Genomic DNA, 26,088 nt, shown 5'->3' with positions numbered 1-26,088 from the left:
CGCCGGCGGCGCGGCCGTGGTCTCTTGCGCCCGGGAGACCTCGTCATGATCCGCGCCTTGCTGCTCGCCCTCGCCCTGTCGCTCGCCCTGCCGGTCGGCGGCGAGGCCTGTCCGCGCCCGATCGATGGTCCCGGCGAACGGATCGCCGAGGGACGCTGGGCCACGGTCGCCGTCGCCACCGTCGTCGCCGTGGAGTCGCAGGCGCCGGAGCGGCCCAATCGCGCCTTCACCGCCGAGTTCCGCATCGACCGGGTGGTCGAGGGCCATCCGCAGGGCGGACGGCTGCGGATGCGGCACGAGGAGCGCACCGAATGCCCGCGCGTCCTGCCCCTGCCGGTCGAGGGCGAGGCGTGGGCGGTCTATCTGGAGTGGGACGCGCGCGGCGACGGGCCGGTGACCGACGCCTGGCCGCTGACCTGGGCTCGCCGCCTCGACCCCCGCTTCGGCGGCCGCGCCGACGCCGATATCCGTGACCTGGAGGCGCCGCGGCGGTGACGAGCCCAGGTTCGTGCTGACAATCCGACGCCTGTCTTCATACTTTCGGGAACAAAAGTCTGCCGTTCCAGCGACTTGCGAAAAACCCAGCGTCATGAACCCGCCGCAGGGGCGGGGTGCCGTACACTGGTCCTTCGTGTCGCCCGGTCTTTGGCAACCGAACCCGCCCCGCCGCCGAAGCGGACGCTTCGGACGCAGTGCACTCTGTGGACTCTATGCACTCTATGGACGCGAATTTCGGCTTATTACCCGGGTGAAATCGGCCCTCCGACCAGCGCCGCCCGCTCCTCCGCCGTCAGCATCCGCCACTTGCCCTCCGGCAGGTTGTCCAGCTTCAGCGGCCCGATCCTGACCCGGATCAGGTCCACGACCTCCAGATCGACCATCTCGCACATCCGCCGGATCTGCCGGTTGCGCCCCTCGCGCAGGACGAATTTCAGCCGGTGCGACTCCATCCGGCTGACGTAGGCCGGGCGCAGCTGGCGCCCGTCCAGCATCAGGCCGTGACGCAGGATCTTCAGCTTCTTCTCGGTGATGTCGCCGGTCACCCGGACCAGATATTCCTTGTCCAGATCGGACTCCGGCCCGATCACCGCCTTGGCCACCACCCCGTCTGACGACAGCAGCAACAGCCCGCGCGAATCCTCGTCCAGCCGTCCGATCGGGGGCAGGGAGACCTCGTCCGCGGGCGTCGGGCCCTCGCCGACGCGGTTATTGTCGGTGACCAGCCGGACCGCCGGGAGCTTGTTCGGCTCCGGCTGACCGGAGACGTAGCCCATCGGCTTGTGGATCATGAGGGTGACGCCCTCGGCCAGCGCCGCCGTCGCCCGCGCGTTCAGCGTCAGCGTCTGCCCCGGCTGCAGCTTACGGCCCGCGTCGGTGACCACCTCGCCGTCGACGGACACCAGTCCCTCGGCGATCAGCGCATCCGCCTCGCGCCGCGAACAGATGCCCGACTGGCCCATGAACTTGTTCAGCCGGACGGGCTCGTCCCCCTGGTAGGTCCTGGAAAGGCTCATCGCACCCGCCGGAACAGCAGCGTCAGATTCTCGGCCGGCATCTCCACCCGCCGCGTCAGAGCCAGCCCTTCCGCCTTGGCTGCCGACGCCACGGCCTCGCGGTCGCGCAGGCCCCACGCCGGGTCCCGGCTCTTCAGGCTCTCGTCGAAGGCGGCGTTGGACGGCGCCAGCGGAACCTCCGCCTCCCGATACGGCCCATAGGTCGCCAGCAGCCCCCCGACCGGCAACACCCGCCGCGCCAGCCGCATCAGCCCCTCCGTCGCCGCCCACGGGCTGATGTGGATCATGTTGATGCAGACCACCGCCCCGAACGGCCCCTCCGGCCAGGTCGCCTCGTCCAGCACGTCCAGCGCCAGCGGGGCCCGCAGATTGGGCAGGTCCGCCGCCTCCGCCCAGGCCGCGATGCTGGCCCGCGCCTCGGCCGACGGGTCGCTCGGCTGCCACTCCAGCCCGGGCAGGGCGCCGGAGAAGGCGGCGGCGTGCTCGCCCGACCCGGCGGCGATCTCCAGCACCTCGCCCCGCGCCGGCAGGTGGGACTTCAGCACCTCCAGAATCGGCCCGGTGTTCCGCTGGACGGCGGGCGAGGAGAGGGCTCCCCGGGGAGTCGCTCTGACTGGATCCATGGTCTGCATGGCGGCTCCGATACCCCGCGCCGCCGCCCGCCGCGACCGGAATTATGCAGGCGAGGGGGCGGCCGCGCCTCGCAAGAGGTTGAAAGTTGCAGCGGTTGACCTTGCGTCCGCTTCAATGTCATTCCGGCTGAAACATTGCGTGATCTGCGCATGGGAGCGCCACGGCGGCGTCAGATCGCCGGGCCACGTTCAGGAGAGTTCGAGTGACCGCATCCGCCATCCCCGGCCTTCATCCGGCCCCGACCGACCACGCCGGCCTCGTCGCCTGGGTCGAGCAGATCGCCGCCCTGACCAAACCGGCCCGCGTTCACTGGTGCGACGGCTCGCAGGCCGAGAAGACGGCCATCGTCGCCGACCTGATCGCCAAGGGCACGCTCAAGGAACTGGACCAGACCAAGCGTCCGGGCTGCTACTACGCCGCCTCGGACCCGAAGGATGTCGCCCGCGTCGAGAGCCGCACCTTCATCTGCCCGGCCAATGAGATCGACGCCGGCCCGACCAACAACTGGGCCGACCCCGCCGAGATGCGCACCCGCCTGAACAGCCTGTTCGACGGCTGCATGGCCGGCCGCACCATGTACGTCGTGCCCTTCTCCATGGGCCCGCTGGGTTCGAAGATCAGCGCCCTCGGCGTCGAGATCACCGACAGCGGCTACGTCGCCGTGTCGATGGGCATTATGACGCGGATGGGCAAGCCGGCGCTGGACGTGCTCGGCTCCGACGGCGTCTTCGTCCCCGCCGTGCACACCTTGGGCGCGCCCCTCGCCGAAGGCCAGGCCGACGTGCCGTGGCCTTGCAACGAGGAGAAGTGGATCGTCCACTTCCCCGAGACCCGCGAGATCTGGTCCTACGGCTCGGGCTACGGCGGCAACGCCCTGCTGGGCAAGAAATGCTACGCCCTGCGCATCGCCTCGGTCATGGCCCGCGACGAGGGCTGGCTGGCCGAGCACATGCTGATCCTCAAGCTGACCGATCCGAAGGGCCGCGCCAAATACGTCGCCGCCGCCTTCCCCTCGGCCTGCGGCAAGACCAACCTGGCCATGCTCCAGCCGAGCCTGCCGGGCTGGAAGGCCGAGACCATCGGCGACGACATCGCCTGGATGCGCATCGGCGACGACGGCCGCCTCTACGCCGTCAACCCTGAGGCCGGCTTCTTCGGCGTCGCCCCCGGCACCAGCCGCAACACCAACGGCAACGCCCTGGCCACCCTGGCGACCAACACCGTCTTCACGAACACGGCCCTGACCGCCGACGGCGACGTCTGGTGGGAAGGCCTGACCAAGGAAGCGCCGGAGGGTCTGACCAACTGGAAGGGCCGGCCGCACGACCCGTCGTCGGGCGAGCCCGCCGCCCATCCGAACGCCCGCTTCGCCGCGCCTGCCGGCCAATGCCCGGCCATCGCCGCGGAATGGGAGGACCCGAAGGGCGTGCCCATCGACGCCATCCTGTTCGGCGGCCGCCGCGCCTCGGCCGTGCCGCTGGTCACGGAGGCCTTCGACTGGGACCATGGCGTCTTCATGGGCTCGTCGGTGGCCTCGGAAGGCACCGCCGCGGCCGAGAACAAGGTCGGCGAGCTGCGCCGCGATCCCTTCGCCATGCTGCCGTTCTGCGGCTACAACATGGGCGACTACTTCGCCCACTGGCTGTCGATGAAGGACCGCACCGACGCCGCGAAGCTGCCGCGCCTCTACTTCGTCAACTGGTTCCGCAAGAACGAGGACGGCAAATTCGTCTGGCCCGGCTTCGGCGACAACGCCCGCGTCCTCAAGTGGATCGCCGAGCGCCTCGACGGCGAGGCCGAGGCGGCCGACACGCCGGTGGGCCGTGTTCCGACGCCGGGATCGCTGGACTTGTCGGGTCTCAACCTGTCCGAGGCCGATCTGTCGACCCTGCTCGACGTCGACGCCGATGTCTGGGCCGAGGAGGCCGCGCTGATCCCCGCCTTCTACGAGCGGTTCGGGGAGCGGCTGCCGGCGGCCCTGTGGGACCAGCACGCCGCCCTGACGGCCCGCATCGAGGAAACCCGCGCCGCCGCCATCGCCGCGGAGTAGGGGCGCTCAAGCCGCGAGCACCGCGCGGCGAGCGATAGCGCCTTGCAAAACTGGTCCGGGCGGTCGATCTGATCGCCCGTGACCTCTTCCCCGGATGTGATCGTCATCGGCGCCGGCGTGCTCGGCCTGAGCACCGCCGCCGAGCTGGCCGGCCGGGGCCATGCCGTGACTGTGGTCGACCCCGGCGGAGCCAATGCCTCTTCCATAGCCGCCGGCATGCTGGCGCCGGCGCTGGAGGCCCTTCTCGACGACGTCGACCCCGAACGCGCGGCTCTGCTGAAGCGGGCCCGCGACCTGTGGCCTGCCTTCGCTGAAAGCCACGGCCTGACGCTGCACCGCGAAGGCGCCGAATGGCGCGGCCCCGATGCCCCGGCCGCTGTCGCCCGCCTGAAAGCGCTCGGCTTCGAGGCCAAGGCCGGGAAGGACGCGCTGATTACGCCGGACGACTGGCGGATCGAGCCTGCGACGGCCCTGGCCGGGCTGGGCCGAACGCCCGGTGTAGCCGTAGCCAAGGGCCGCGTGGCGCGCCTGAGCGGCGACGCGCGTCGCTGGCGGGTCGAGACCGGCGACGGCCGCAGCTGGTTCGCGCCGACGGTTGTGCTGGCCACCGGCGCGGCCGCCGCGATCGCGGGCCTTCCTGGGCGGGTCGCGGCCCTCGTGGATGCGATCGAGCCGATCCGGGGCCAGCTGACCCATGTGGCCATGGACCCGCCCGCCCGAACCGTGCGGGCGCCGGGCCTCTATATTGCGCCGATGGCCGGCGGCGCGGTTGTCGGGGCGACAATGGAGCCGGGCCGCCGCGATCTTGAGCCCGATCTCGAGGAGGCGCGGTCGCGAGTCGAGGCCGGGCTGGCGCTGCTGCAAGCGTCGGCCGAGCCGGGCCTGACCCGGGTTGGCGTGCGCGGCGCGTCGCCGGACGGCCTGCCCCTGGCGGGGCCTTCGGGAGAGCCCGGCCTGCACCTCGCGCTCGCTCCCCGCCGCAACGGCTGGCTGCTCGGCCCGCTCGTCGCCGCCGTTGTGGCCGATGGGATCGAGGGCGCGGCGCCCGTGCCGGACGCCGCCGCCCTCGATCCGCTCAGATTCGGCTGATCAGTCGGCCGGCGGCGGGTTGAAGCGGATGGCGATGTTGACCCGCGACCCCTCGGCGGCCCCGTTCACCGTTCGTGGGGCGATCTGGAAATACCGCGTCAGACCTTCCGCCGCCCGGCCGAAGCCGTAGTTCCCGGGCGTCTCTCCGGCCACGTTGCAATCGGCGACGCGACCGTTCGGCTGGACCAGGCAGTTCAGCGTGACCAGACCGCCGACCCCGGCCCTCAGGGCGCGGTCCGGATAGGCCCGCATCAGCTGCTCCGCCGAAGGTTGGCGAACCCAACGCGGGCTGGTGATCACCGCCGGCGGCTGCGGCCTGACGACCGTCGGCGCGACGTCCACCACCGGTTCCGGCGCCTTGTGGTCGAAGGTCAGGGTCGAGCCTTCGGCCGGGTCGTCGCCCTGGACTGTGGCCAATACCTCATCGGTCTGCGGGGGCGCCGGCAGTTCGTTGAAGCGGGTGGTGGGCGGCGTCGGTCTGTCCTCGGCCGGAACCGGCTCCGGCGGCTTCGGGATCGGCCTGACCAGATCGACGACCGTGATGGGGCCCTCGTCCAAAACCGGCGGCGCGAGTTCGAACCGTTGGTAGTACAGGGCCACGCCCAGACCGATGTGGCCGGCGGCGACGACCGCCACGGCGATCCAGGTCGTTCGGGTGAAGCGCGGCGTCCTGCGTTCGTTGTAGTCGAAGGGGCTCACCAGTCCGGGGCCGTCCGCGGTTCTGATCATCATGGCCGTCATCCCTGTCGTTCGCCGCCCCCGCAGCGTTCCACGGCCAAGTTGAGCGCTTCCGTTGGGGCAGCTTTTGGGCGAGCTTCGCCATGAAACGGACACGGCCGGACCTGCGCCAAAGGTTAAGGGTCTGTGGACGACGGTTTCGATGTTAGGATTTGATTAACCACGAAGCCGCAGCGTCATAGGCATGAACATCGGAGCGATTCCATCCTCTGGCGGGGTCGAGGCGGCGATCCGGCGCGCCTCGAGCGCGACCGGCGTGGACGCCGATTTTCTGATGAAGACGGCGCGGCGAGAAAGCGCCATGAATCCCTCGGCGCGTGCCCGCACCTCCTCGGCTGCCGGGCTGTTCCAGTTCATTGAACAGACCTGGCTCGGCACGGTGAAGGCTCATGGCGCCAAGCACGGCTACGGCCAGTACGCCGACCTGATCCACCGGGGCTCGGATGGGCGGTGGCGAGTCGACGGGTCGGCCCGGAACGTCGTGCTGGACCTGCGTTTCGATCCCCAGGCCGCCTCCACGATGGCGGCGGAACTGACCGCCTCGAACGCCGCCTACCTTCGGGGCCGGACCGGCCGGGAGCCGGGCGCAGGCGATCTTTATGCGGCGCATTTCCTCGGTCCCGCCGGGGCGGCCCAGCTGATGGAGGCCCTCGAGCGACGGCCGGGAATGAGCGCGGCCTCGATCTTTCCCGAAGCGGCCTCGGCCAACCGTTCGATCTTCTTCCGCGACGGCCGCGCGGCGACGGTCGCGGAGGTTCACGCCAACCTGCAGCGTACGGCCGGGGAGGGCGCTCCCGCGGCCTCGGCCGGCTCGGCCCCGGCGGCGCCCGCACTGTCGGAGCGGGACCAGATGCTCGCCGCCCGCCTGGATCGCCTGAAGCAGGACCAGAGCCTGCTTGCCTTGCTGCTGGGGCAGGACGGCGGCGGCAAGGGCGGCGGCTTCGGCGGGGCCTTCGCGCCTGAAGGCAACTCGAGCGTCTGACCGCGAATCCCGCGATGGTAAACGGCCCGTTAGGGATGGCCGTTCAATGCTGGGCGGCAAAGCCTGAGCCAGAGCGCCCGACATGACCGCCTACCGCGCCCGCCTGACCGAAACCGACATCCGCCGGCTGATCAAGGCCACGGACGACGACGAGCGCGCCGCGGCCGCCCACAAGCTGTGCCGCAACATGGACAAGGCTGAACTGACCGGCGAGGAGCGCGAGGCGGCGCAAAAGATCCTGCGCATGCTGGCGCACGATGCGGCGGAGCTGGTGCGCCGCGCCATGGCGGTGACGCTGAAATCGTCCGATCTGATTCCCCGCGATGTTGCGCGCCGGCTGACCGCCGACGTGGACAGCGTGGCGCTCCCGCTGATCAATTTCTGCCCGGCCTTCACCGACGAGGACCTGATCGAGATCGTCCAGGCCGGGTCGGCCCTGCGCCAGGTCGCCGTCGCGGCGCGGCCGGCGGTCGGACGCGACGTGGCCACGGCGGTGGCCGAACTGGGCTGCGAACAGGCCGTCAGGACGCTGGCCGCGAACGACCACGCCGACATCGCCGAGGCGGCGCTGGGCCGCTGCGTCGACCGATTCGGCGCCTCGCCGGAGATCGTCGCCGCCATCGCCTACCGCCAGGTGCTGCCGCTGTCGGTGTCCGAGCGGCTGGTCGAACTCGCCTCCGACGCAGTGCGGGAACATCTGGTCACGCGCCACGCCGTCGCCCCCGAGACCGCCATTCGCCTCGCCGTCTTCGCCCGCGAGCGGGCCACTGTCGATCTGGTCGATCAGGCGTCGAACCACGCCGACCTGGCCGCCTTCGCCGCGGGGCTGAACGCCCGGCGGGCGCTGACCGGCTCCCTGTTGCTGAGGGCGCTCGCGCGGGGGCAGATGGCGCTGTTCGAATATGGCCTGGCGGAGTTGGCCGGGACGCCCCACCCGCGGGCCTGGCTGATGATCCACGACGCCGGACCGCTCGGGCTGAAGGCGATCTATGACCGCGCCGGCCTGCCGCCCCGGCTGTTCCAGGCGTTCCGCGCCGGCGTCGACACCTGGCGAGCGCTGCAGGCCGAGGGCGTGGACACCGCCGGTGACGAATTCCGTCAGCAGATGCTGCAACGTTTCCTGACCCAGCGACCGAACGCGCCGCGCGAGGACCTGGCCTATCTGATGGAGCGGCTGGACCAGGAGCCGACGCCGGCCCGCGCGTCGATCGGCGCCGCCGCCTGAATTGAAAACGCCCGCCGGCGGCGGGCGCTTCATCATACGGTTGGAGGGGTCAGCCGAGGTGGTCGGCCACGCCCGCTTCGAGACTTTCGGCCAGCGCGCGCCCGATCGGGTGGTCGTCGGTCTGAATCTGGTCGCGAACCACGGCCTTGATGGCGTCGACGTGGGCGTCGATGAGGGCCCGGGGCGCAGCCATGCGCTTGGCCGGATCGTCCATCATCTTGCACAGCGAGGCGGCCAGGCGGGTCACCAGCGGATACTGGTAGGTGGCCCCAAGACCCTTCAGGTCGTGGGCGCGGAAATACAGGGTCTCGGCGGTCGCGGCGTTATAGCCCTGGCCTCGGATGTCGGCCTGGGCGCTGTCCAGCTTGACGATCTCGTCCTGGAGCCACTGGCCAAACTGCGAGGACATCGCCTTCAGGGCCTCTTCGGCCTTGGCGATGGCGTTCGCGTCAATGCCGCCGAAGGCGCCGCCGACCTTGAGGCGCAGCGTGTTGGGCGGGCGGATGACCTGGGCGGAATTGCTCACGGGCGAGCTCCTGAAGACGAACCGCCTTAATAGTGAGGGGACAGGTTTAAGAACCGGTGCACATCATCAGGAGGCGAATTGCTCCGCCAGCACACGCTCCTCGAACGAACGTCCGGCGTCGAACAACATGGTCAGGGCGATGTCTCGGCGCTCGCGCACCTCGACCCGCGTGACCTCGCGCACTTCGAAACTGTCGGCGGTGGCGCTGACCGGGCGCTTGTCGGATTCCAGCACCTCGAAACAGACCCGGGCCGTGTGCGGGAGCAGGGCGCCGCGCCAGCGCCGGGGCCGGAAGGCGCTGATCGGGGTGAGGGCCAGGACCCGCGCGTCCAGCGGGATGATCGGACCGTGGGCGGACAGGTTGTAGGCCGTCGATCCGGCCGCGGTGGCCACCAGGCAGCCGTCGCACGACAGCTCTTCCAGCCGCACCCGGTCGTCGACGGTGATGCGCAGCTTGGCGCTCTGCCGCGTCTGGCGCAGCAGCGAGACTTCGTTGATGGCCAGGCCGGTCCGCACGGCGCCCTCGCCGGTCCAGGCGTCCATCTGCAGCGGGTGGATGACGGCGCGCCCGGCGGTGGCGAGGCGCTCTGGAAGATCGTCCTCGTTGTAGTCGTTCATCAGGAATCCGACGGATCCGCGGTTCATGCCGAACACCGGGGTGCGCCGCTGCAGATTGGCGTGCAGCGTCTCGAGCATGAAGCCGTCGCCGCCGAGGGCGACGATCACGTCGGCCGACGCCGGATCCGCCGACCCGTACAGGTCGATCAGCCGGTCGCGCGCCGCCAGGGCCTCGGGACGGTCAGAGGCGGCGAAGGCGATGCGAATATCCGGTCGGGTCACGCGCCTACGCAAGCCGAGCGGGCAGGCGAAGTCAAACGGCCGTGGATCAGCCCTTGATCAGCGCCCGGAAAGATCGCGCCGCCGAGGTCGGCGACAAGGCCCCTCGCAGCCAGACCCGCTCGCCGGCGTCGCCCGGGAATCCGTCATTGAGCAGGCGGATCTCGGCGAGCAGGGCCGGATAGACCGCCCGATCCACGCCCACGGAGGCGCAGGCGTAGAAGAGCGCCTCGGGCGTCCTGGCTTCGAGGGCCTGACGAACCTCCGCCACGGTGAATCCGCCCAGGGTGGCGAGGGCGTGGACGAACAGGCCCAGGCGCCGTTCGCGCACCGCCCGGATCAGATAACCCGCCCGCAGTTGTCCGGCCGCCTGGAGTTTGGCAACGAGCCGCCGCTCCATCTCGTCCCGGTCGGGGTCGTTGGCCGGGGCGGGCGCCATCGTCTGGGTCCGGGCGTCATAGACCGCCTGCTCAATAACCGGCGCCAGCTTCCGCTCGTCGACCTGGAATCGGGCGCAGATCGACTGACGCAGGGCGACGCCGACCCATTCGTACATCTGCTCGGCCAGTTGCGCCGTCAGGCGCGGATGGCGGGTCAGGGGCCCGCGCAGGGCGGCCACCCGGCGGGACTGCTCCACCAGCCGGCGGATGCCGTCCGCGCTGATCTCTGCCGTGCGGTTGAAGGCGAGGGCGGTGAGGGTGGCGGGTTCACCCCGATCGATGATGGCGTCGGCGACCCGGCCGCCGAGGTGCGGCCGGCGGGCGATCTCGATCTGGTGTTCGAGGGTGGCCTCGACCAGCACGCGCAGCAGGTCGTCGTCCTGGAGGATCGGACTGGCGGCGAGGATCGGACGGGCGATCTCGATTTCGTCCAGGGCGAGGACGTTGATCAGGGCGGGCGGGGCCCAGTCGGCCTGGGCCAGGCGTCCGGACAGCAGCTTGCGCACGTCGCGCTCCGCCTGCCGGGCCAGCGTCAGGAAGATTTCGCTCAGGACGGGGGACAGTTCGCCGGTCGGAGGGCGCGCGTCGCACAGCGCCACCACGCCCAGCAGCAACCGCTCGCGCGAGCCAGGGCTGGGGTTGCGCGCCAGCGCCAGCAGGTCCGGATAGGCCGGCGGCGAGGCCAGGGGAGGGGAGCGGAGTTGAGCGACGGTCAAGGGCGTCTCCGGCGCGCCGACGATTCGGCTCCGTGAAGCGTAGCGGCAGCCCGCTAAGGCAGGGTTAACGGAAGCTGAATCTTGACGGCGGCCCGTCCCGGCGCGAGCGTGCGCCGCCGCACACAACCATGAGGACGCAGACCATGGCCGACGGAACCACCGCTTCGCTGAAATCGCGGGTCTCGGACGCCGAGTGGAACGCCCGCGTCGAGCTGGCCGCCCTCTATCGGCTGGTGGCGCTGCACGGTTGGGACGACATGATCTTCACCCACATCTCGGCCCGCGTGCCGGGGCCGGAGAAGCATTTCCTGATCAACCCCTATGGCTTCTATTTCGAGGAGATGACGGCGTCCTGTCTGGTCAAGGTCGATCTGGAAGGGAACATCGTCCAGGAGACGACCAGCTTCATCAATCCCGCTGGTTTCACCATCCATTCCGCGATCCACGCGGCGCGAGAGGACGCCCACTTCGTCATCCACCTGCACACCGTCGCGGGCGTCGGCGTGGCGGCGCAGCAGGAGGGCCTGCTGCCGCTCGGCCAGAACGCCTGTTTGCTGCAGGAGCAGGTCGCCTACCACGGCTATGAAGGGCTGGCGCTGAACCATGACGAGCGCGAGCGGCTGGTGGCGGATCTGGGCGACAAGCCGCTGATGCTGCTGCGCAATCACGGCACGCTGGCCGTCGGTCAGACGGCGGCGCAGGCGTGGATCGGCATGTTCTTCCTCGAGCGGGCCTGCGCCCAGCAGGTCGCGGCGCTGTCTGGTGGTCGGGAGCATGTGCTGCTGGCCCCCGACGCAGCCCAGGCGGAGACCCGCGAACAGGGCAGGGGCATCGGCTTCGTCGCGGCCCTGGCCTGGCCGGGCGCCCTGCGAATGCTTGACCGGAGATCACCGGGCTACGACGTGTGAGCCGCGCGGGCGGACTGCTGATCGGACTGGCGGTCGCGGCCCTCGCCTCGCCTGCGGCGGCGGGCGCCTGGACCCGGTCCAAGGGCAAGGCCCTCGTCATCGTCAAATTCGAGCAGATGACCGCGGATCAGGGCTTCGATCCCGACGGCGGGCTCGCCGACCTGCCGGCCGAGCGGCGGGACACCGCGCTCGGCGTTTTCGCGGAGTATGGCCTGACCGAACGGGTGACGCTCCAGTTCAAGGGCGACTGGCAGTCAGGAGAGGACGCCTTCGTCGACTATGAGGGTCGCGGCCCGATCGAGCTCGGGGTCACGTGGCAGGCCTGGCGTAACGATCAGACGGCCGGCAGCCTCTACGTCGGGTACGCCGACGGCGGAGAAGGCCGTAACGCCGGCTATGCCGCCCCCGGCGAAGGCGACAGCGACTGGGAGGTGCGGCTTTCGGTGGGCCGCAACTTCACCAGCGGACCGGACACGGCTCCCCGGCGATCGTTCGTTGAAGCGCAGGCGGCCCGGCGGATGCGGCAAGGCCTGCCCGACGAGACGCGCCTCGATTTCACCTATGGCGTTCACCTCGGCGACGACTGGTTGCTGCTCAACCAGGCCTTCGGCGGGATGGCGGATGGGGGCGGCCCGCGCTGGCTGTCGGTGGAGACGTCGGTCGTTCGTCATTTCGGCGACTGGAGCGTCCAGGCCGGCTGGCGGCAGGCGATCCTGGGCCGGGAAACGCCGCGTTCAGGCGGCCTGACCGTGGCCCTGTGGCGAAGGTTCTAGTCTCCCGCGAAAATGCAGCTTGGCCTAGACTACGGTTGAGCTTGGCGCTAACTCGTCCTTGCGCCGGAGGGGCGCGGGGGAGTCTCCTATGAAAAGAGTAGCGATCGCGCTTGCCGCGACACTGGCGCTTGGCGCCTGCACCACGACCGAGCGCGTCAGCGTTACACAACCGGGCGACCGGGCCATGACCTGCACGGAGCTGCGGGACCAGTTCGCGAAGCTGGATGAAATTCGCCGCGACGGCCAGAGCGACCAAGGTGTCAACGCCGCCAACGTGGGCGCGGTCCTGTTCTTCTGGCCAGCGGCCGTCGGCAACTACTTTTCGGCCCGGGATGCGATCGAGGTCGCGGAACGCCGCCGCGAACACCTGATGACCATCTACAACGACAAGAACTGCGACAGCCCGGCCAACGCCAACCTGATGGTGCAGGTGCCGGAAGCGCTGCTCACGCCCGTCGGCCGCGGCATGCACTGACCGAAAGGGTCTCGACCCTGCTGGGCCCCGTCGGAAACGGCGGGGCCCTTGTCGTTTCAGAGTGCGATTTGACGCACCTGCGGGCGACGGATTTCCAAAGGCCAAGCGTTGCACAGACTTTAGTTGCGTCGACGGCGGGAGCCGCTAAGTCGGCTCGTCCCTCGCCCGGAGCCTGCGCCGCGTGATCAAACGCCACTTCTTCCTCGTCGCCGCCGCCGTCCTGCTCGGCCTGATGGTCGTGGCCGTGATCCTGCGCATCGCCTTCGCCAGCGACGAGAAGGGCGCCGGACCGGGCGGTCGCGGGGGACCCGGCGGCGGGCGAGGCCAGACGGTCTCGGAGGCCGTGGCCACGCCGCGCCAGTTCAGCGACGAGATTCGGGTCCTGGGCGTGGCCCGGGGGCGGCGCTCGGTCAACATCACCTCCTCGACCAGCGAGCTGATCACCCACGTGCTGTTCACCGACGGGCAGCGGGTCGCCGCCGGCACGCCCCTGGTCGAACTTCAGGCGCGCGAGGAGGACGCCGGCATCATCGAGGCCCGGGCTCGTGCGGAGCAGGCCCAGCGCCAGTACGACCGCTACAAGGAACTGGCCGATCGTGGCATCGCGCCGCGGGCCACGGCCGAGCAGTATCTGTCCGAACTGCAGACCGCCCGCGCCTCGCTGACGGCGGCGCAGGCCCGGCGCGGCGACCGCGTCATCCGGGCGCCGTTCGCCGGCGTTCTGGGGCTCAGCACCGTGACCGCGGGAACGCTGGTCAATCCCGGCGCGGTCATCACCACGCTGGACGACACCGCCGTGATCCGGGTCGATTTCCCGGTTCCGGAACGGTATCTCGGCGTCCTGCGCACGGGGACGCCGATCACCGCTACGGCCGACGCCTTCGGCGAACAGACCTTCGGCGGCCGCATCGCCCTGATCGACACCCGGGTCAACGAGCAGACCCGCTCGGCCACGGCCCGCGCCGAGATTCCGAACCCCGGCGGGCGTATCCGGCCTGGCATGCTGGTGCGGGTCGCCGTGCAGCAGGGTGTGCGCACGTCGCCGGCGGTGCCGGAGGCGGCGGTGCAGTACGAAGGCGACGGCGCCTTCGTGTACCGCATTGCGCGGGGCGAGCGCGGCACGACGGCCCAGCGGGTCGAGGTCGAGACCGGCGCCGTCGAAGGCGGCTTCGTTGAAATCCTGTCGGGGCTGGACGCCGGCGACCGCGTGGTCGGCTCCGGCCTGAACCGCATCCAGCCCGGCGCTCCTGTGCGCGTGGCCGGCGCCCGGACCGCGGCTCCGACGAAGGGCGCGCGGCCATGATGCTCTCGGACGTCGCCGTCCGGCGTCCCGTCTTTGCGGCGGTGGCGGCGATCGTGCTGTGCGTGATCGGCGCGGCGGCCTTCTTCTTCCTGCCCGTGCGGGAATTGCCGGACGTCGACCCGCCGATCGTTTCGATCAGCACCTCCTACGCCGGCGCCTCGGCCGAAGTCATCGAGAGCCGGATCACCGAGCCGATCGAACAACAGATCGCCGGCATCCAGGGCGTCGAGCGGATCAACTCGACCAGCCGTGACGGCCGCTCCAACGTCTCGATCGAATTCTCGCTGGACCGGGACATCGACGCCGCCGCCAACGACGTGCGCGACCGGGTCTCGCGCGTCGTGGGCCGTCTGCCGGACCAGGCGGACCCGCCGACGGTGGCCAAGGCGGACACCGACAGCCAGCCGATCATGATCCTGTTCCTGCGCTCCAGCACGATGGATCGCCTGGCGCTGACCGACTACGCCGACCGGTATCTGATAGACCGGCTGGCGACCGTGCCGGGCGTGGCCCAGGTGCAGATCTACGGCGAGCAGCGCTATTCGATGCGCATCTGGCTCGACCCGGCGGCGCTGGCCGCGCGCGGCCTGACCGTCAACGACGTCGAGAGCGCCCTCACCAGCCAGAACGTCGAACTGCCGGCGGGTACGCTGGAGTCGGGGCAGAAGGACTATACCGTCCGGGTCGCCCGCACCTACGCCCGCGCAGAGGATTTCCGGCAGCTGCCGATCGGCACCGGCGGCTCGGCGACCGCGGCGACGACTCAGGGCGGCCAACCCGCGAGTGCGGCAGCGCTGCCGAGCGGCGCCACGGGCGCCATCCAAGGCTCGGCCAGTTATGTCACCCGCCTGGGCGATATCGCCCGGGTCGAGGAGGCGCCAGCGGAGGACCGGCGTCTGTTCCGCGGCAACGGACTGGATCAGATCGGCCTGGCCATCACGCGTCAGGCCCAGTCGAACGACCTCGCCATTTCCGACGGCGTCGAGGCGATGCTGGAGAGCATCCGCCCCAGCCTGCCGCCGGGCGTCGAACTAGTCGTGGGTTCGGACAACTCGGTGTTCACCTCGCATGCGATCGACGAGGTGTGGATCACGATCGGCATATCCCTGGCGCTGGTGGCGCTGGTGAATTTCATCTTCCTGGGCACGCTGCGGGCGGCCTTCATCCCGTCGATCGTGGCCCCGATCTGCCTGCTGTCGACGTTCATCGTGCTGGCCCCGCTCGGCTTCTCGCTGAATCTGCTGACCCTGCTGGCCCTGGTGCTGGCCATTGGGCTGGTGGTCGACGACGCCATCGTGGTGACCGAGAACATCCAGCGCCGCCTGGACCACGGCGAGCCGCCGCTGGTGGCGGCCGAGCGAGGCGCCCGCCAGGTGTTTTTCGCCGTGGTGGCGACGACCATCGTGCTGCTGTCGGTGTTTGCGCCGCTGCTGTTCCTGCCGGGCTATGTCGGGCGACTGTTCGTCGAGCTGGCTGCGGCCATCGCGGCGGCGGTGGCGTTCTCGGCCTTCCTGGCGCTCAGCCTGTCGCCGATGCTGGCCTCGAAGATCCTGCGTCCGGCGGCAGGCAGCGGCTGGCTCGCGCGCAAGGTCGACCGCGCCATGGATGCGCTGAAGAACTCATACCGGAACTCGCTTGAGGCCCTGCTGGGCCGCCGCATCGCGGTCTTCGGCGTCGGCGCGCTGATCCTGCTGGTGGCGGGCGGCGCCGCGGCGATGTTCTTCACCCTGCCCAACGAACTGGTGCCGGACGAGGACCGTGGACGGGTCACGATCCGGGTCCAGGGCCCTGAAGGCGCCGGTTTCGACTACACGCGCCGGATCATGCTGGGGCTGGAACCGATCCTCGCGGAGTATTCCCAGGCCGGCGAGGTCGACAGCTATCTGATCTCCGCACCCGGCTTCGGCGGCGGCAGCTTCAACTCGGGCAATGCGGTGCTGACGTTGAAGGACTGGTCTGAGCGGGAACGCTCGGCCGACGAGATCGCGCAGGACCTGAACGGCAAACTGCGCGGCCAGACCGACGCCCAGGTCAACGCCTCCGTGCCCGGCGCTTTCCAGCGCGGCGGCGGCAACTCCAACTCGGTCGAAATGGTCGTCACCGGCGCCGAATACGACGAAATCTACACCTGGCTGCAACCGGTGTTGGCGGCGGCCTTGCAGAACCCCGGCTTCTCGCGGCCCCGGCTCAACTATGAACCGAACGCGCCGCGTCTGCTGGTCGATGTCGATCCCGAGAAGGCGGCGGCCCTCGGCGTATCGTCACAGGCGATCGGGCGGACGCTCGAGACCATGTTCGGGTCGCGGCGCGCCACGACCTATCTGCGCGGCGGTCAGGAATATGACGTCATCCTGCAGACCGAACGGGCCAACCGCCGCAGCGTCGGGGATCTGGAGTCCCTGTACGTCGAGACGGGTGCGGGTCGGCTGGTGCCTCTCTCGGCGGTTGTCACGACCCAGACCTCGGGCGACACGCCCGATCGCCGGCGACTCGACCGCCAGCGGGCGATCACCCTGAGCGCGGACCTCAATCCCGGCACCACCCTCGTTGATGCGACCGACTTCCTGACCCAGGTGGCCAGTGAACAGCCGCAGGGCGTGGTCACGACCCAGTGGGGCGGGGCGGCGCGGGATCAGAAGGAGGCGGGCGGCGCCGTCGCGGCCGCGTTCGGCCTGGCCCTGCTGCTGGTCTTCCTGGTGCTGGCGGCGCAGTTCGAGAGCTGGATCACCCCGGCAGTGATCATGCTGACGGTGCCGCTGGCCGCCGCCGGCGGCCTGTTCGGCCTGGTCATGGCCGGCTCGAGCCTCAACATCTACAGCCAGATCGGCCTGATCATCCTGATCGGCGTGGCGGCCAAGAACGGCATCCTGATCGTCGAATTCGCCAACCAGCTGCGCGATCAGGGCCGGTCGATCCACGAAGCCATCGTCGAGGCGTCGACCCTGCGCCTGCGCCCGATCATCATGACCTCGATCGCCACGGCCTTCGGCGCCCTGCCGCTGGTCTTGTGGCAGGGCGCCGGAGCAGGCAGCCGCCAGACCATCGGCGTGGTGATCTTCGCGGGGGCGATGTTCGCGACCCTGCTGACGCTGTTCGTGGTGCCGGTGATCTATGGCGTGCTGGCGCGCTTCACCAGGTCGCCAGAATACACCGCCCGCAAGATCGAGGAGTGGGAAGCCCAGGAGGCCACCGCCAACGACACCATTCCCGCCGCGGCGGAATAGATCAGGGCTGCGCCGCCGGGGTGTAGCCCGTCTCGACCTTGAGGAAGGCGATGACATCGCGGCGGTCCTCCGCATCGGGGATGCCCGCGAAGCTCATCTTGGTGCCCTTGAGGAAGGTGCGCGGGTTCTCAAGCCAGTGGTCAAGATGCTCTGCGTCCCAGGCGAAGCCGGCCTGCCGGACCGCCGCCGAGTAGTTGTAGTCCGGCTTGCCGCCGGCCGTCCGGCCGAAGACCCCGTACAGGTTGGGCCCGGTCATGTTCGGCCCGCCCTCAGTGAGGGTGTGGCAGGAGCGGCAGCGAGCGAAGACCCGGCGGCCGTTGTCGAGATCGGCCTGATCGTAGGGGGCGGGCAGGGTGGCCAGCAGCGCGGCCTTCTCGGCGGCGGTCGGAGCCGGCCGGGTCGGTGCGGATGGGGCCGGAGCGCCGTCGCCCTGGCTGCAGGACACGACGCTGAAGCCGGCGAGGGCGATCAGGACTGAACGGTTCATCGAAGCCTCCGTAAGGGCCCAGTGATAGCTCAACCCGGGCCGACGACAACGGCCTGCGACGCTTCGGCAGGGTGGACGGACCGCTATCGCACCTGATAATCACTGTCAGAAAGGCGCGGGTCGCGCCGTTGCGTGAGCGTCATGTCCGACACCTTCAGACTCAGCGAGGCCCGCAAGGGCGCGGCGGGCATCATCGTTCGCGTTGGCGGCCACCAGCGGGAGGACGAGCACACAGCCGAACTGGAGCGTCGCCTGCTGGAACTGGGCTTTGTCGAAGGCGCCCGCGTGGAGCTGATCCACGAAGGGCTGTTCGGCCGTAATCCCATTGCGCTGAAGGTCGACGACATGCGCGTCGCCCTGCGCCGGCACGAGGCCGCCAGCATCTCGATCCGCCCCGAGGCCGCCGTCTGATGGACATGCAGGTTCGCAGCGCCCGGGTGGCGCTGGTCGGCAATCCGAACAGCGGCAAGACGGCCCTGTTCAATGCGCTCACGGGCGCCCATCAGAAGGTCGCAAACTACGCCGGCGTCACGGTCGAGCGGAAGGAAGGCTTCATCCGCAGCGGCGGCCGGACCCTGTCCGTGCTGGACCTGCCCGGCACCTATTCGCTGCGGGCGCGCAGTCCGGACGAGGAAGTCACGCGGGACGCCGTGCTGGGACGGCTTGCCGGCGAGACCCCGCCGGACGTTATCGTCGCAGTCGCCGACGCCACCAACCTGCGCCTGGTGCTGCGCCTGATCCTCGAGCTGAAGTCCGTGGGCCGGCCGATGGTGCTGGCGCTGAACATGTATGACATCGCCCAGCGGACCGGGCTGCGCATCGACCTGGAGCGCCTCCAGGCTGCTTTGGGCGTGCCGATCGTCACCACGGTCGCGACACGGCGGCGCGGGATCGAAGAGCTGGTCGCCGCGATCGAGACGGCGGCCGCCGCCCCTGCGGCGGGTGAAGCCACATGGTACGCGCCCGACGCTGAAGGGCTGCGCGGCAAGGCCGCCGAGGCAGAGCGCATCATGAAGGCCTGTGTGCGCCCGCCCGAGCGGCCCGACACCCTGACCGGCCGGATCGACGGCCTGCTGCTGCATCCCGTCGCCGGCCTGCTGATCCTCAGCGCCATCATGTTCGTCATGTTCCAGGCCGTCTTCGCCTGGGCGACGCCCGCGGCCGACGGCATCGAGAGCCTGCTGACGGGACTCGGGGCCATGGTCGCCGGCGTCGTTCCCGACGGAATCTTCCAGAGCCTGATCGTCGACGGCCTCATCGCCGGCGTCGGCAGCGTACTGGTCTTCCTGCCGCAGATCCTGATCCTGTTCCTGTTCATCATCCTGCTCGAGGATTTCGGCTACATGGCCCGCGCGGCCTTCTTGCTCGACCGGATCATGGGCGTGGCGGGACTGCACGGGCGGGCCTTCATTCCGCTGCTGTCCAGCGTCGCCTGCGCCATTCCGGGCGTGATGGCCACGCGAGTCATCGACAACAAGCGGGATCGGCTGACCACCATCCTGGTGGCGCCGCTGATGACCTGTTCGGCGCGCATCCCCGTCTACACCCTCATCATCGCAGCCTTCATTCCGAACCGGACGGTGTGGGGCTTCGCCAACCTGCAGGGCCTGGTGATGTTCGGCCTGTATCTGGCGGGCGTGGTGAGCGCTCTGACCGTCGCCTTCGTGATCCGAAAGCTGTTCTGGAGGAGCGCCGTCGAGCCGTTCATGATGGAGCTGCCGGCCTACAAGGCGCCCGATCCTCGCAGCGTGGCCTTCAACCTGTGGCTCCGGGCCCGAATCTTCCTCGAGCGGGCGGGGCGGATCATCCTGCCGCTGATGGTGCTGATCTGGGTGCTGTCGACCTTCCCCTATCCCCCGGAGGGGGCGACCCAGCCGGCCATCGACTACAGCTTCGCCGGCATGCTCGGGAAGGCGCTGGAGCCGATCTTCGCACCGATCGGCTTCAACTGGCAGATGGTCATCGCGCTCATCCCGGGCATGGCGGCGCGGGAGGTGGCGGTGGCCGCGCTCGGGACTGTCTATGCCGTGGCCGATCCCGAGACCGCCACGGCTGTGCTGGCCACGACCCTGGCCGGGCAATGGTCGCTGGCGACAGGGCTGGCGTTCCTGGCCTGGTACATCTTCGCGCCGCAGTGCGTGGCGACGCTGGGCGTGGTCAAGCGCGAGACGAACTCCTGGAAATGGATGTGGGTGATGGTCGCCTACATGTTCGCGCTCGCCTATCTGGCGGCGCTGGTCACCTATCGCGTGGCGGTCACACTCGGCGCGGGTTGATACGCCGCCGAGCGAACAATGGTTGACAAAACCTTTCCGATCCGGCGATTCGTTGCGGGTCCGGGGAGAACAAACGTGCTGTCGCCGCTAAAACCTCTGCTCTGCAAGCATGATTTCTACTGGTCCGAGCGTCATGGCTCGGATCGGTGCCGCCGTTGCGGCAAGCGCCAGACGGCGGAGCCTGTGCTCGCCGCTGCGCATTCGGGTCTCGGCTTGGCGGCCGGCGGACTGGGCTCCGCGCCGCTCTCGTTGGGGGCCTCGTCGGAACTGCGGCCGACAAGCGGGAGCATTATCGATTTCGAGGAACCCCGGGCGCGGCTGGCCGTGCGTACGCCGGAGACGATCCGGCCGAGCGCCAAGGTTCTGAAGGCGCAGGCGCAGGAGCGGCGGGCCGGCCTGCTGGATCTGCTCGATCGGCTGGCCGAGGGAGACCGGCCGACGCGCGAGGAGACCCTCGACGTCGTGCTGGCGGTCATCGAGGACGCCCACTCGGCCAATCCGGTGCTGTTCGGCCCCGATGCGGCCGGGCATTTCGCCCGCCTGCATGACGCCCGATCGGCGCCCCGATGCTGAGCGCCGGAGCCATCCCCGGCCGGGGTCGTCCCCTGATCGCCATGCTGCGGGGGCTGTTCTGCCGTCACCAGTGGGACATGAGCCGCAGCCGCAAGGGCACCTTCGTGTGCCGGGCGTGCGGGGCCCGACGGGCCTGACGCGACTGGTGCCGGTTGCAGGAATCGAACCCGCGACCTTCGGTTTACAAAACCGCTGCTCTACCAGCTGAGCTAAACCGGCGTCCGTCGTGACGGCGGCCCTTATGCTGGCGAGCAGCGGTTGACGCAAGCGACTCCCGTCAGGCTTTCGGCTTCATCCGCAGACCGCCGATGATGGCCCCGCCAACGGCGTAGACGACCAGCAGATGGCTCCAGTCGATGGGCAGCAGGCCCATGGGCGAGGTCTCGTAGATGAAGCCGTAGGCCGAGGTCATCAGGGCGAAACAGACAGCGGCGACGAGGCCGATCTTGAGCCCGGCCATCCAGCCCGCGTCGCCGTCCCGGGCGATGAACCAGCCGAGGCCCACCATGGTCACGAAGGTCTGCACCAGGCCCCAGGCCATCGGCAGCATCGACATGTCCTCGCTCTTGGTCATGCCGGTGAGCTGCAGCCAGGTCGCCTCGAAGATCAGGCCGTACCAGAGGAAGCCGATGAAGAAGGCGGCCACGGTGGCCACGATGATGCCCAGCCAGTTCAGTTTCGCGTTCATGAATCGCCCCTCCCAAGGCGCGCGGTGAGTCCGCTGCCGGACAATAGCTAAGCTAGTGGGCGCGGGCGTCAATGAACGGCGTTCAGTCGAGCGCGGCGGCGATGCGGTCGGCGAGGGCGCGCAGGGCCTCGGGCTCGGCCATGGGGGCGTGGCCGTGGCCCTTCATGGGCCGGTCGGACCAGCGGGGGACGATGTGGAAATGGAGGTGGAAGACGGTCTGCCCGCCCGCCTCGCCGTTGAACTGCATGATCTGGAAGCCCTCCGGGTCCAGCGCCCTGACAACGGCCCGCGCGGTGCGCTGGGCGGCGGCGATCAGACGCGCCAGGACGTCCGGCTCGATGTCGAGCAGGGTGCGGGCGGTGGAGGTCTTCGAGACGACGAGGACGTGGCCCTCGGACTGGGGGAAGACGTCCATGAAGGCGAGGACGTGGTCGTCCTCCCAGACCTTCACCGAAGGGATTTCGTCGCGGAGGATCCTGGCGAAGATGTTGTCGGGATCGTAGGGGGCGTGAAGGGTCATGGCGCGTTCCGGATCTGGCGGGCGAGGCTAGCAACGGCGGCGCGGGGAGGGGAGCCCCGGCGGCGCTGGGGTGTTAGGGTCAAGGTCAAGAAGGAGTCGACCATGCTGCGGTTCATCGTCCAGTTTCTCGTCACCTGCCTGGCCCTGTGGCTGGCGGCCCAGATCGTGCCGGGGGTGGCGTTCAGCGACACGCCGAGCCTGCTGCTGGCGGCGGTGCTGCTCGGGATCGCCAACGCCGTCGTGCGGCCTGTGCTGACCTTTCTGACCTTCCCGCTGACCATCCTGACCTTCGGCCTGTTCCTGCTGGTGGTGAACGCGGCGGTGATCGGTCTGGTGGCGGCGCTGCTGGGCGGCTTCATGGTCGACGGCCTGTGGGCGGGCGTCGGCGCGGCCATCGTCACCGGCGTGGTCAGCTGGGTCGCGGGCTGGTTTATCGGGGGCGAGCGGCGGGCGGACTGAGTCACGACAGGTCCTTGCGGAAGGGCGACAGCTCCGTCGTCATGGCGCCGATCTCGGCGTCGACGGCGGGGCGTTCGCGGGCCAGGTAGTCGGCCACCGGCGCGCGCAGGGCCGGATCGGCGATGAAGTGGGCGGAGTAGACCGGGCTGGGCAGGTAGCCGCGGGCGATCTTGTGCTCGCCCTGGGCCCCGGCTTCGACGCGGGACAGGCCGCGCTCGATGGCGAACTCGATGGCCCGGTAGTAGCAGAGCTCGAAATGCAGGAAGGGGACCTCCTCCAGCGCGCCCCACTGGCGGCCATAGAGGGCGTCGCGGCCGATCAGGTTGAGGGCGCCGGCGATCGGCGTGTCGTCCCGGAAGGCCATGACCAGGGCGATGCGGTCGGCCATGGTCGCGCCGAGGCGGCTGAAGAAGTCGCGGGTCAGATAGGGCCGGCCCCATTTGCGCGCGCCGGTGTCCATGTAGAAGGCGAAGAAGGCGTCCCAGTGGGACTCTCTGACATCACTCCCGGTGAGGACGCGGATGTCGAGGCCGGCGTTGGCCTCGCGGCGCTCGCGGCGGATGGTCTTGCGGCGGCTTGAGGAGAGGGCGGAGAGGAAGTCCTCGAAGCTGGCGTAGCCGCCGTTGCGCCAGACGTACTGCATGTCCTGCCGTTGGAGCAGGCCGGCCTCGCCCAGGGCGGTCCACTCGTCGCGGGTGGGGAAGTTGACGTGCAGCGAGGAGAGGCCGAGGCGTTCGACGAGGGCCAGGGCGCCCTGCAGCAGGGCCTGCCGCACCGTGGCCGCGTCGGCGTCGGGATGAGCAAGGAAGCGGGGACCGGCGACGGGGGTGAAGGGCACGGCGGCCAGAAGCTTGGGATAGTAGCGGCCGCCGGCGCGCTCATAGGCGTCGGCCCAGCTGTGGTCGAAGACGTATTCGCCCTGGCTGTGGCCCTTGAGCCAGAGGGGCATGACGCCGAGGACGCGGCCGGTCTCGTCGGCCAGCGACAGGTGGCGGCCGGCCCAGCCCTCGCGCGGGACGGCGCTGCCCGAGGCCTCGCAGGCGTCGAGGAAGTCGAAGGAAACGAACGGGTCGCCGGACGGAGACGCGCAGGCGTCCCAAGCCTCGCGGCCGATGTCGGCGACAGTGTTATGGACGTGGAGGGTGAACGTCATGCCCGGCTTCCGCGAAGCGGGTTCATCACAACGGTCACAACGAGATCACGACGAACACGACGGGACCTGCGCCGGGGCCCCGCTGCCGTTGTGCCCGTTGTGATCTCGTCGTGTTCGTTGTGGAGAACCTTCCAGCCTTTCCGCGTCGGGCTGAGGCAGGAGGCCCGCTTCGCGGGAGGGCGCATGGGCCGTCAGCGGACTTCCACGATGGCGTCGACTTCGACGGCGAAGCCGAGGGGGAGTTTGTAGACGCCGACGGCGGAGCGGGCGTGGCGGCCCTTGTCGCCGAAGACCTCGACCATCAGGTCGGAGCAGCCGTTGATGACGGCGGGGATGGCCTCGAAGTCGCCGGCGGCCTGGACGAAGCCGCCCAGCTTGACGACCCGCACGACGCGCTCGAGGTCGCCGTCGAGGGCGGCGGACATCTGGGCGAGGAGATTGACGCCGCACATCCGGGCGCCCGCCTGGGCCTGCTCGGGCGAGACGTCGGCGCCGACCGTGCCCTTCACGCCGCCCGACGCGTCGTTCGACAGCTGGCCGGAGATGTGGAGCAGGTTCCCCGCGCGCACGTAGGGCACGTAGTTGGCCACGGCCTTGGCGGGTTCCGGCAGGTTGATGCCGAGTTCGGCGAGGCGGGCGGCGACGGTCATGGGAAGCTCCTGATTGGGAATTGGGGGCGGTTTAGCGCGCCGGATGGGCCGCGTCGATGCGGCCGGGCCGCCCGGCTGATCCGGACGGAGAAATACCGTCCGTAGCGTCCGTAGAGTGCACAGAGTGCGTAGAGTGCATAGCGTCCGTAGAGTGCGTAGCGTGCGCAGCTCGCCTGCGCTTCGGACGTGTTCGATTGTCAAAGACCGCCGCGGAAGGGCGCATTGTGCGCCCCCCGGCTCCTGCGGCGGGCAAATCGCGTCGAGAAAAGATCAAACGATTGGTATTGCCGAAGAATATCCGCCGAACCCGACCGTAATTCCGCAGATTGTCAGCACAGCGTCATGTGTTCTTGCTCCCGTCATCCCGGGAGCGATCGCAGCGAGACCCCGGGACAGGGCGGCGCCGAAGGCGACCTGTTCAGCCAGGCTCTGTGACAATGGCGCTCCCGACAGCTTCGCGCTGACGCGCGCCGCCTCGTCCCGGGGTCGGCGCAGCTTCGCTGCTTGCCCCGGGATGACGAAAGAGGAAATGGGCGTCCTCCGTTCCTTCCCGACTGTCGCAGGGTCACCCCTTGAGCGCCCGTCCCGCCACCACGGCCCCGGCTCCGAATTTGGCGCGGAGGCGGTCGATGGCCGTCTCGGTCTTGAGGGCGCGGGTCTCGGCGCTGTCGAACAGGGCGGAGGGGGCGTCGACGGCGTCGTGGACATCGCCCATGCCGATGCCGATCAAGCGATAGGGGCGGCCGAGCTCAGGGGCCATCAGCTCGCGGCCGGCGGCGAACAGGGCGCGGGCGGTCTGGACCGGCTCGGGCACGGTGACGCGGCGGGTGACGATCTTGAAGTCGGTGCGGCGCAGCTTGAGCACGATGACGCGGCTGGCGACGCCGTCGCGTCGGGCCTTGGAGGCCAGTTTCTCGCACAGGGGCCAGAGCTCGGCCTCGAGATCGGCGGCGCTGGTCAGGTCCTCGTTGAAGGTGGTTTCGGCGCTCATGCCCTTGCGGTCGGCCTCGGGATTGACCCGGCGGGCGTCGCGTCCATGGGCCAGGTCGTGCAGGCGAAGGCCGGTCTCGCCGTAGCGTTTGATCAGGTCGCGCGGATCGGCGGCGGCGAGGTCGCCGACGACAGCGTAGCCGTCGCTCTGCAGCGTCTTGCGGAACACGGGACCGACGCCGGGGAGGACGCCGACGGGCTTGGGCGCCAGCAGGCTCTGGGCCTCGGAGCCGATGACCGAGAAGCCGCGCGGCTTGTCGAGCTCGGAGGCGATCTTGGCGAGGAAGCGGTTGGGCGCCAGGCCGATGGAGACGGTCAGACCGGTCTCGTCCTCGATGCGCTTCTGCAGGCGGACCAGCTGGAGCGCGGGCGCGCCGCCGTTGAGGCGTTCGGTGCCGGCCAGGTCGATCCAGGCCTCGTCGAGCGACAGGGTCTGGACCAGGGGGGTGAGCTCGCGCACCGCGCCGAAGATCTGGGCGCTAGCGGCCTTGTATTTGGCGAAGTCGGGCTTGATGACGACGGCGTCGGGGCAGGCCTTGAGCGCCTTGAACATCGGCTGGGCCGAGCCGACGCCGTACAGGCGGGCGATGTAGCAGGCGGTGGTGACCACGCCGCGCTTGCCGCCGCCGACGATGACCGGGACATCGCGCAGCTCCGGCCGGTCGCGCTTCTCGACCGAGGCGTAGAAGGCGTCGCAGTCGAGGTGGGCGATGGTGAGGGCGGCGAGTTCCTCATGCCGGACCACCCGCCGCGAGTCGCAGGCGGGGCAGCGCTCGACGAGGGCGTCGGCGGTGTGCAGGCAGTCGCGGCAGATGGATTTCATCGGGGGTGGATTGTGCCCGACGCGGGCCGTCGTGGG

The 26,088-nt window shown here is 69.8% G+C and carries 27 protein-coding genes and 1 tRNA gene; 15 read left to right on the top strand and 13 right to left on the bottom strand.

Going from position 1 to position 26,088, the window contains the following annotated elements; genetic code table 11:
• The first annotated feature begins 45 nt into the window (after positions 1-45).
• Positions 46-495, top strand: coding sequence for a hypothetical protein (locus VEA98_RS13000; protein ID WP_324815141.1), 450 nt, complete (start codon positions 46-48; stop codon positions 493-495).
• A 245-nt stretch (positions 496-740) separates the two neighbouring features.
• Here the strand turns inward: VEA98_RS13000 and VEA98_RS12995 are convergent, their stop codons facing one another.
• Together VEA98_RS12995 and VEA98_RS12990 are read right to left on the bottom strand one after the other, a co-directional pair.
• Complete coding sequence (locus VEA98_RS12995) at positions 741-1,514, bottom strand: pseudouridine synthase (RefSeq protein ID WP_324815139.1); 774 nt, start codon at positions 1,512-1,514, stop codon at positions 741-743.
• On the bottom strand, positions 1,511-2,137 hold the full coding sequence (locus VEA98_RS12990; protein WP_324815135.1) for a DUF938 domain-containing protein: 627 nt from the start codon (positions 2,135-2,137) through the stop codon (positions 1,511-1,513). The genes VEA98_RS12995 and VEA98_RS12990 overlap by 4 nt, the downstream gene beginning before the upstream one ends.
• 212 nt (positions 2,138-2,349) lie before the next feature.
• On the opposite strand from VEA98_RS12990, the gene VEA98_RS12985 reads away from it, so the two are divergent.
• Both VEA98_RS12985 and VEA98_RS12980 read left to right on the top strand, forming a co-directional pair.
• The gene (locus tag VEA98_RS12985; protein WP_324815132.1) at positions 2,350-4,197 is read left to right on the top strand and encodes a phosphoenolpyruvate carboxykinase (GTP); all 1,848 of its coding nucleotides are present in this window, start codon (positions 2,350-2,352) and stop codon (positions 4,195-4,197) included.
• 78 nt (positions 4,198-4,275) lie between these two features.
• Positions 4,276-5,286 (top strand): FAD-dependent oxidoreductase, encoded by a 1,011-nt coding sequence (locus VEA98_RS12980; protein ID WP_324815130.1) that lies wholly within the window; start codon positions 4,276-4,278, stop codon positions 5,284-5,286.
• On the opposite strand, the gene VEA98_RS12975 is transcribed toward VEA98_RS12980, so the two are convergent.
• Positions 5,287-6,018, bottom strand: coding sequence for an energy transducer TonB (locus VEA98_RS12975; protein WP_324815127.1), 732 nt, complete (start codon positions 6,016-6,018; stop codon positions 5,287-5,289).
• 190 nt (positions 6,019-6,208) lie between these two features.
• Here VEA98_RS12975 and VEA98_RS12970 point away from each other — a divergent pair, with 190 nt between their 5' ends.
• Together VEA98_RS12970 and VEA98_RS12965 are read left to right on the top strand one after the other, a co-directional pair.
• The gene (locus tag VEA98_RS12970; protein ID WP_324815124.1) at positions 6,209-7,006 is read left to right on the top strand and encodes a transglycosylase SLT domain-containing protein; all 798 of its coding nucleotides are present in this window, start codon (positions 6,209-6,211) and stop codon (positions 7,004-7,006) included.
• Between the two features lie 82 nt (positions 7,007-7,088).
• On the top strand, positions 7,089-8,231 hold the full coding sequence (locus VEA98_RS12965) for a DUF2336 domain-containing protein (RefSeq protein ID WP_324815122.1): 1,143 nt from the start codon (positions 7,089-7,091) through the stop codon (positions 8,229-8,231).
• A gap of 49 nt (positions 8,232-8,280) precedes the next feature.
• Here the strand turns inward: VEA98_RS12965 and VEA98_RS12960 are convergent, their stop codons facing one another.
• The 3 genes from VEA98_RS12960 to VEA98_RS12950 form a co-directional block, all read right to left on the bottom strand.
• Positions 8,281-8,757, bottom strand: a complete 477-nt coding sequence (locus tag VEA98_RS12960) for an Hpt domain-containing protein (protein ID WP_324815120.1) — start codon at positions 8,755-8,757, stop codon at positions 8,281-8,283.
• A gap of 66 nt (positions 8,758-8,823) precedes the next feature.
• Positions 8,824-9,597: an NAD kinase gene (locus VEA98_RS12955; RefSeq protein WP_324815117.1), complete on the bottom strand. Its 774-nt coding sequence runs from the start codon at positions 9,595-9,597 to the stop codon at positions 8,824-8,826.
• Positions 9,598-9,643: 46 nt separating this feature from the next.
• Positions 9,644-10,750, bottom strand: a complete 1,107-nt coding sequence (locus VEA98_RS12950; RefSeq protein ID WP_324815114.1) for a DUF2336 domain-containing protein — start codon at positions 10,748-10,750, stop codon at positions 9,644-9,646.
• Between the two features lie 143 nt (positions 10,751-10,893).
• Between VEA98_RS12950 and VEA98_RS12945 the strand changes: the two genes are divergently transcribed.
• The 5 genes from VEA98_RS12945 (at position 10,894) to VEA98_RS12925 (ending at position 17,433) form a co-directional block, all read left to right on the top strand.
• Positions 10,894-11,658, top strand: a complete 765-nt coding sequence (locus VEA98_RS12945) for a class II aldolase/adducin family protein (protein ID WP_324815255.1) — start codon at positions 10,894-10,896, stop codon at positions 11,656-11,658.
• Positions 11,655-12,431: a hypothetical protein gene (locus VEA98_RS12940; protein ID WP_324815112.1), complete on the top strand. Its 777-nt coding sequence runs from the start codon at positions 11,655-11,657 to the stop codon at positions 12,429-12,431. The genes VEA98_RS12945 and VEA98_RS12940 overlap by 4 nt, the downstream gene beginning before the upstream one ends.
• An 88-nt stretch (positions 12,432-12,519) precedes the next feature.
• Positions 12,520-12,906 (top strand): hypothetical protein, encoded by a 387-nt coding sequence (locus VEA98_RS12935; protein WP_324815109.1) that lies wholly within the window; start codon positions 12,520-12,522, stop codon positions 12,904-12,906.
• Positions 12,907-13,087: 181 nt separating this feature from the next.
• Positions 13,088-14,209: an efflux RND transporter periplasmic adaptor subunit gene (locus VEA98_RS12930; protein WP_324815107.1), complete on the top strand. Its 1,122-nt coding sequence runs from the start codon at positions 13,088-13,090 to the stop codon at positions 14,207-14,209.
• Entirely contained in the window at positions 14,209-17,433 is a 3,225-nt protein-coding gene (locus VEA98_RS12925) for an efflux RND transporter permease subunit (protein ID WP_324815253.1), read from the top strand. The genes VEA98_RS12930 and VEA98_RS12925 overlap by 1 nt, the downstream gene beginning before the upstream one ends.
• A gap of 1 nt (position 17,434) precedes the next feature.
• Here the strand turns inward: VEA98_RS12925 and VEA98_RS12920 are convergent, their stop codons facing one another.
• Positions 17,435-17,920 carry a cytochrome c family protein gene (locus VEA98_RS12920; RefSeq protein WP_324815103.1) on the bottom strand — a complete coding sequence of 162 codons (486 nt, stop codon included), beginning with the start codon at positions 17,918-17,920 and terminating at the stop codon, positions 17,435-17,437.
• A 141-nt stretch (positions 17,921-18,061) separates the two neighbouring features.
• On the opposite strand from VEA98_RS12920, the gene VEA98_RS12915 reads away from it, so the two are divergent.
• The 4 genes from VEA98_RS12915 to VEA98_RS12900 all read left to right on the top strand — a co-directional run bounded on the left by VEA98_RS12915 (position 18,062) and on the right by VEA98_RS12900 (position 20,906).
• Positions 18,062-18,331 carry a FeoA family protein gene (locus VEA98_RS12915; protein ID WP_324815100.1) on the top strand — a complete coding sequence of 90 codons (270 nt, stop codon included), beginning with the start codon at positions 18,062-18,064 and terminating at the stop codon, positions 18,329-18,331.
• A complete protein-coding gene (feoB, locus tag VEA98_RS12910; RefSeq protein ID WP_324815098.1) occupies positions 18,331-20,196 on the top strand; it encodes a ferrous iron transporter B in 1,866 nt (621 codons plus the stop codon). The genes VEA98_RS12915 and feoB overlap by 1 nt, the downstream gene beginning before the upstream one ends.
• Positions 20,197-20,271: 75 nt before the next feature.
• Entirely contained in the window at positions 20,272-20,769 is a 498-nt protein-coding gene (locus VEA98_RS12905) for a hypothetical protein (RefSeq protein WP_324815095.1), read from the top strand.
• Entirely contained in the window at positions 20,763-20,906 is a 144-nt protein-coding gene (locus VEA98_RS12900; protein ID WP_324815092.1) for a hypothetical protein, read from the top strand. The genes VEA98_RS12905 and VEA98_RS12900 overlap by 7 nt, the downstream gene beginning before the upstream one ends.
• Positions 20,907-20,912: 6 nt before the next feature.
• Here VEA98_RS12900 and VEA98_RS12895 read toward each other — a convergent pair.
• From VEA98_RS12895 to VEA98_RS12885, 3 genes are all read right to left on the bottom strand, one after another.
• A tRNA-Thr gene (locus VEA98_RS12895) sits at positions 20,913-20,988 on the bottom strand.
• A 58-nt stretch (positions 20,989-21,046) separates the two neighbouring features.
• On the bottom strand, positions 21,047-21,457 hold the full coding sequence (locus VEA98_RS12890; protein ID WP_324815089.1) for a DUF1761 domain-containing protein: 411 nt from the start codon (positions 21,455-21,457) through the stop codon (positions 21,047-21,049).
• A gap of 82 nt (positions 21,458-21,539) precedes the next feature.
• On the bottom strand, positions 21,540-21,977 hold the full coding sequence (locus VEA98_RS12885; protein ID WP_324815087.1) for an HIT family protein: 438 nt from the start codon (positions 21,975-21,977) through the stop codon (positions 21,540-21,542).
• Between the two features lie 102 nt (positions 21,978-22,079).
• Here VEA98_RS12885 and VEA98_RS12880 point away from each other — a divergent pair, with 102 nt between their 5' ends.
• On the top strand, positions 22,080-22,436 hold the full coding sequence (locus VEA98_RS12880) for a phage holin family protein (RefSeq protein ID WP_324815084.1): 357 nt from the start codon (positions 22,080-22,082) through the stop codon (positions 22,434-22,436).
• 1 nt (position 22,437) lies between these two features.
• Here the strand turns inward: VEA98_RS12880 and VEA98_RS12875 are convergent, their stop codons facing one another.
• The 3 genes from VEA98_RS12875 to VEA98_RS12865 form a co-directional block, all read right to left on the bottom strand.
• Positions 22,438-23,589 carry a GNAT family N-acetyltransferase gene (locus tag VEA98_RS12875; RefSeq protein ID WP_324815082.1) on the bottom strand — a complete coding sequence of 384 codons (1,152 nt, stop codon included), beginning with the start codon at positions 23,587-23,589 and terminating at the stop codon, positions 22,438-22,440.
• Positions 23,590-23,780: 191 nt separating this feature from the next.
• Positions 23,781-24,239: a RidA family protein gene (locus tag VEA98_RS12870; RefSeq protein WP_324815080.1), complete on the bottom strand. Its 459-nt coding sequence runs from the start codon at positions 24,237-24,239 to the stop codon at positions 23,781-23,783.
• A 565-nt stretch (positions 24,240-24,804) separates the two neighbouring features.
• Positions 24,805-26,052 (bottom strand): DNA polymerase IV, encoded by a 1,248-nt coding sequence (locus VEA98_RS12865; RefSeq protein WP_324815078.1) that lies wholly within the window; start codon positions 26,050-26,052, stop codon positions 24,805-24,807.
• Positions 26,053-26,088 lie beyond the last annotated feature (36 nt).

The organism is Brevundimonas sp. (genome assembly GCF_035627055.1).
Taxonomy (GTDB): Bacteria; Pseudomonadota; Alphaproteobacteria; order Caulobacterales; family Caulobacteraceae; genus Brevundimonas.
The sequence above is the reverse complement of the archived record's forward strand: the minus strand, read 5'-3'. Positions and strand labels throughout refer to the sequence as shown.

Coding starts and splice junctions, on each gene's coding strand:
- VEA98_RS13000 (WP_324815141.1), top strand. CDS start 46: ATGATCCGCGCCTTGCTGCTCGCCCTCGCCCTGTCGCTCGCCCTGCCG.
- VEA98_RS12995 (WP_324815139.1), bottom strand. CDS start 1,514: ATGAGCCTTTCCAGGACCTACCAGGGGGACGAGCCCGTCCGGCTGAAC.
- VEA98_RS12990 (WP_324815135.1), bottom strand. CDS start 2,137: ATGGATCCAGTCAGAGCGACTCCCCGGGGAGCCCTCTCCTCGCCCGCC.
- VEA98_RS12975 (WP_324815127.1), bottom strand. CDS start 6,018: ATGATGATCAGAACCGCGGACGGCCCCGGACTGGTGAGCCCCTTCGAC.
- VEA98_RS12970 (WP_324815124.1), top strand. CDS start 6,209: ATGAACATCGGAGCGATTCCATCCTCTGGCGGGGTCGAGGCGGCGATC.
- VEA98_RS12965 (WP_324815122.1), top strand. CDS start 7,089: ATGACCGCCTACCGCGCCCGCCTGACCGAAACCGACATCCGCCGGCTG.
- VEA98_RS12945 (WP_324815255.1), top strand. CDS start 10,894: ATGGCCGACGGAACCACCGCTTCGCTGAAATCGCGGGTCTCGGACGCC.
- VEA98_RS12935 (WP_324815109.1), top strand. CDS start 12,520: ATGAAAAGAGTAGCGATCGCGCTTGCCGCGACACTGGCGCTTGGCGCC.
- VEA98_RS12925 (WP_324815253.1), top strand. CDS start 14,209: ATGCTCTCGGACGTCGCCGTCCGGCGTCCCGTCTTTGCGGCGGTGGCG.
- VEA98_RS12920 (WP_324815103.1), bottom strand. CDS start 17,920: ATGAACCGTTCAGTCCTGATCGCCCTCGCCGGCTTCAGCGTCGTGTCC.
- VEA98_RS12915 (WP_324815100.1), top strand. CDS start 18,062: ATGTCCGACACCTTCAGACTCAGCGAGGCCCGCAAGGGCGCGGCGGGC.
- feoB (WP_324815098.1), top strand. CDS start 18,331: ATGGACATGCAGGTTCGCAGCGCCCGGGTGGCGCTGGTCGGCAATCCG.
- VEA98_RS12900 (WP_324815092.1), top strand. CDS start 20,763: ATGCTGAGCGCCGGAGCCATCCCCGGCCGGGGTCGTCCCCTGATCGCC.
- VEA98_RS12890 (WP_324815089.1), bottom strand. CDS start 21,457: ATGAACGCGAAACTGAACTGGCTGGGCATCATCGTGGCCACCGTGGCC.
- VEA98_RS12885 (WP_324815087.1), bottom strand. CDS start 21,977: ATGACCCTTCACGCCCCCTACGATCCCGACAACATCTTCGCCAGGATC.
- VEA98_RS12880 (WP_324815084.1), top strand. CDS start 22,080: ATGCTGCGGTTCATCGTCCAGTTTCTCGTCACCTGCCTGGCCCTGTGG.
- VEA98_RS12875 (WP_324815082.1), bottom strand. CDS start 23,589: ATGACGTTCACCCTCCACGTCCATAACACTGTCGCCGACATCGGCCGC.
- VEA98_RS12870 (WP_324815080.1), bottom strand. CDS start 24,239: ATGACCGTCGCCGCCCGCCTCGCCGAACTCGGCATCAACCTGCCGGAA.
- VEA98_RS12865 (WP_324815078.1), bottom strand. CDS start 26,052: ATGAAATCCATCTGCCGCGACTGCCTGCACACCGCCGACGCCCTCGTC.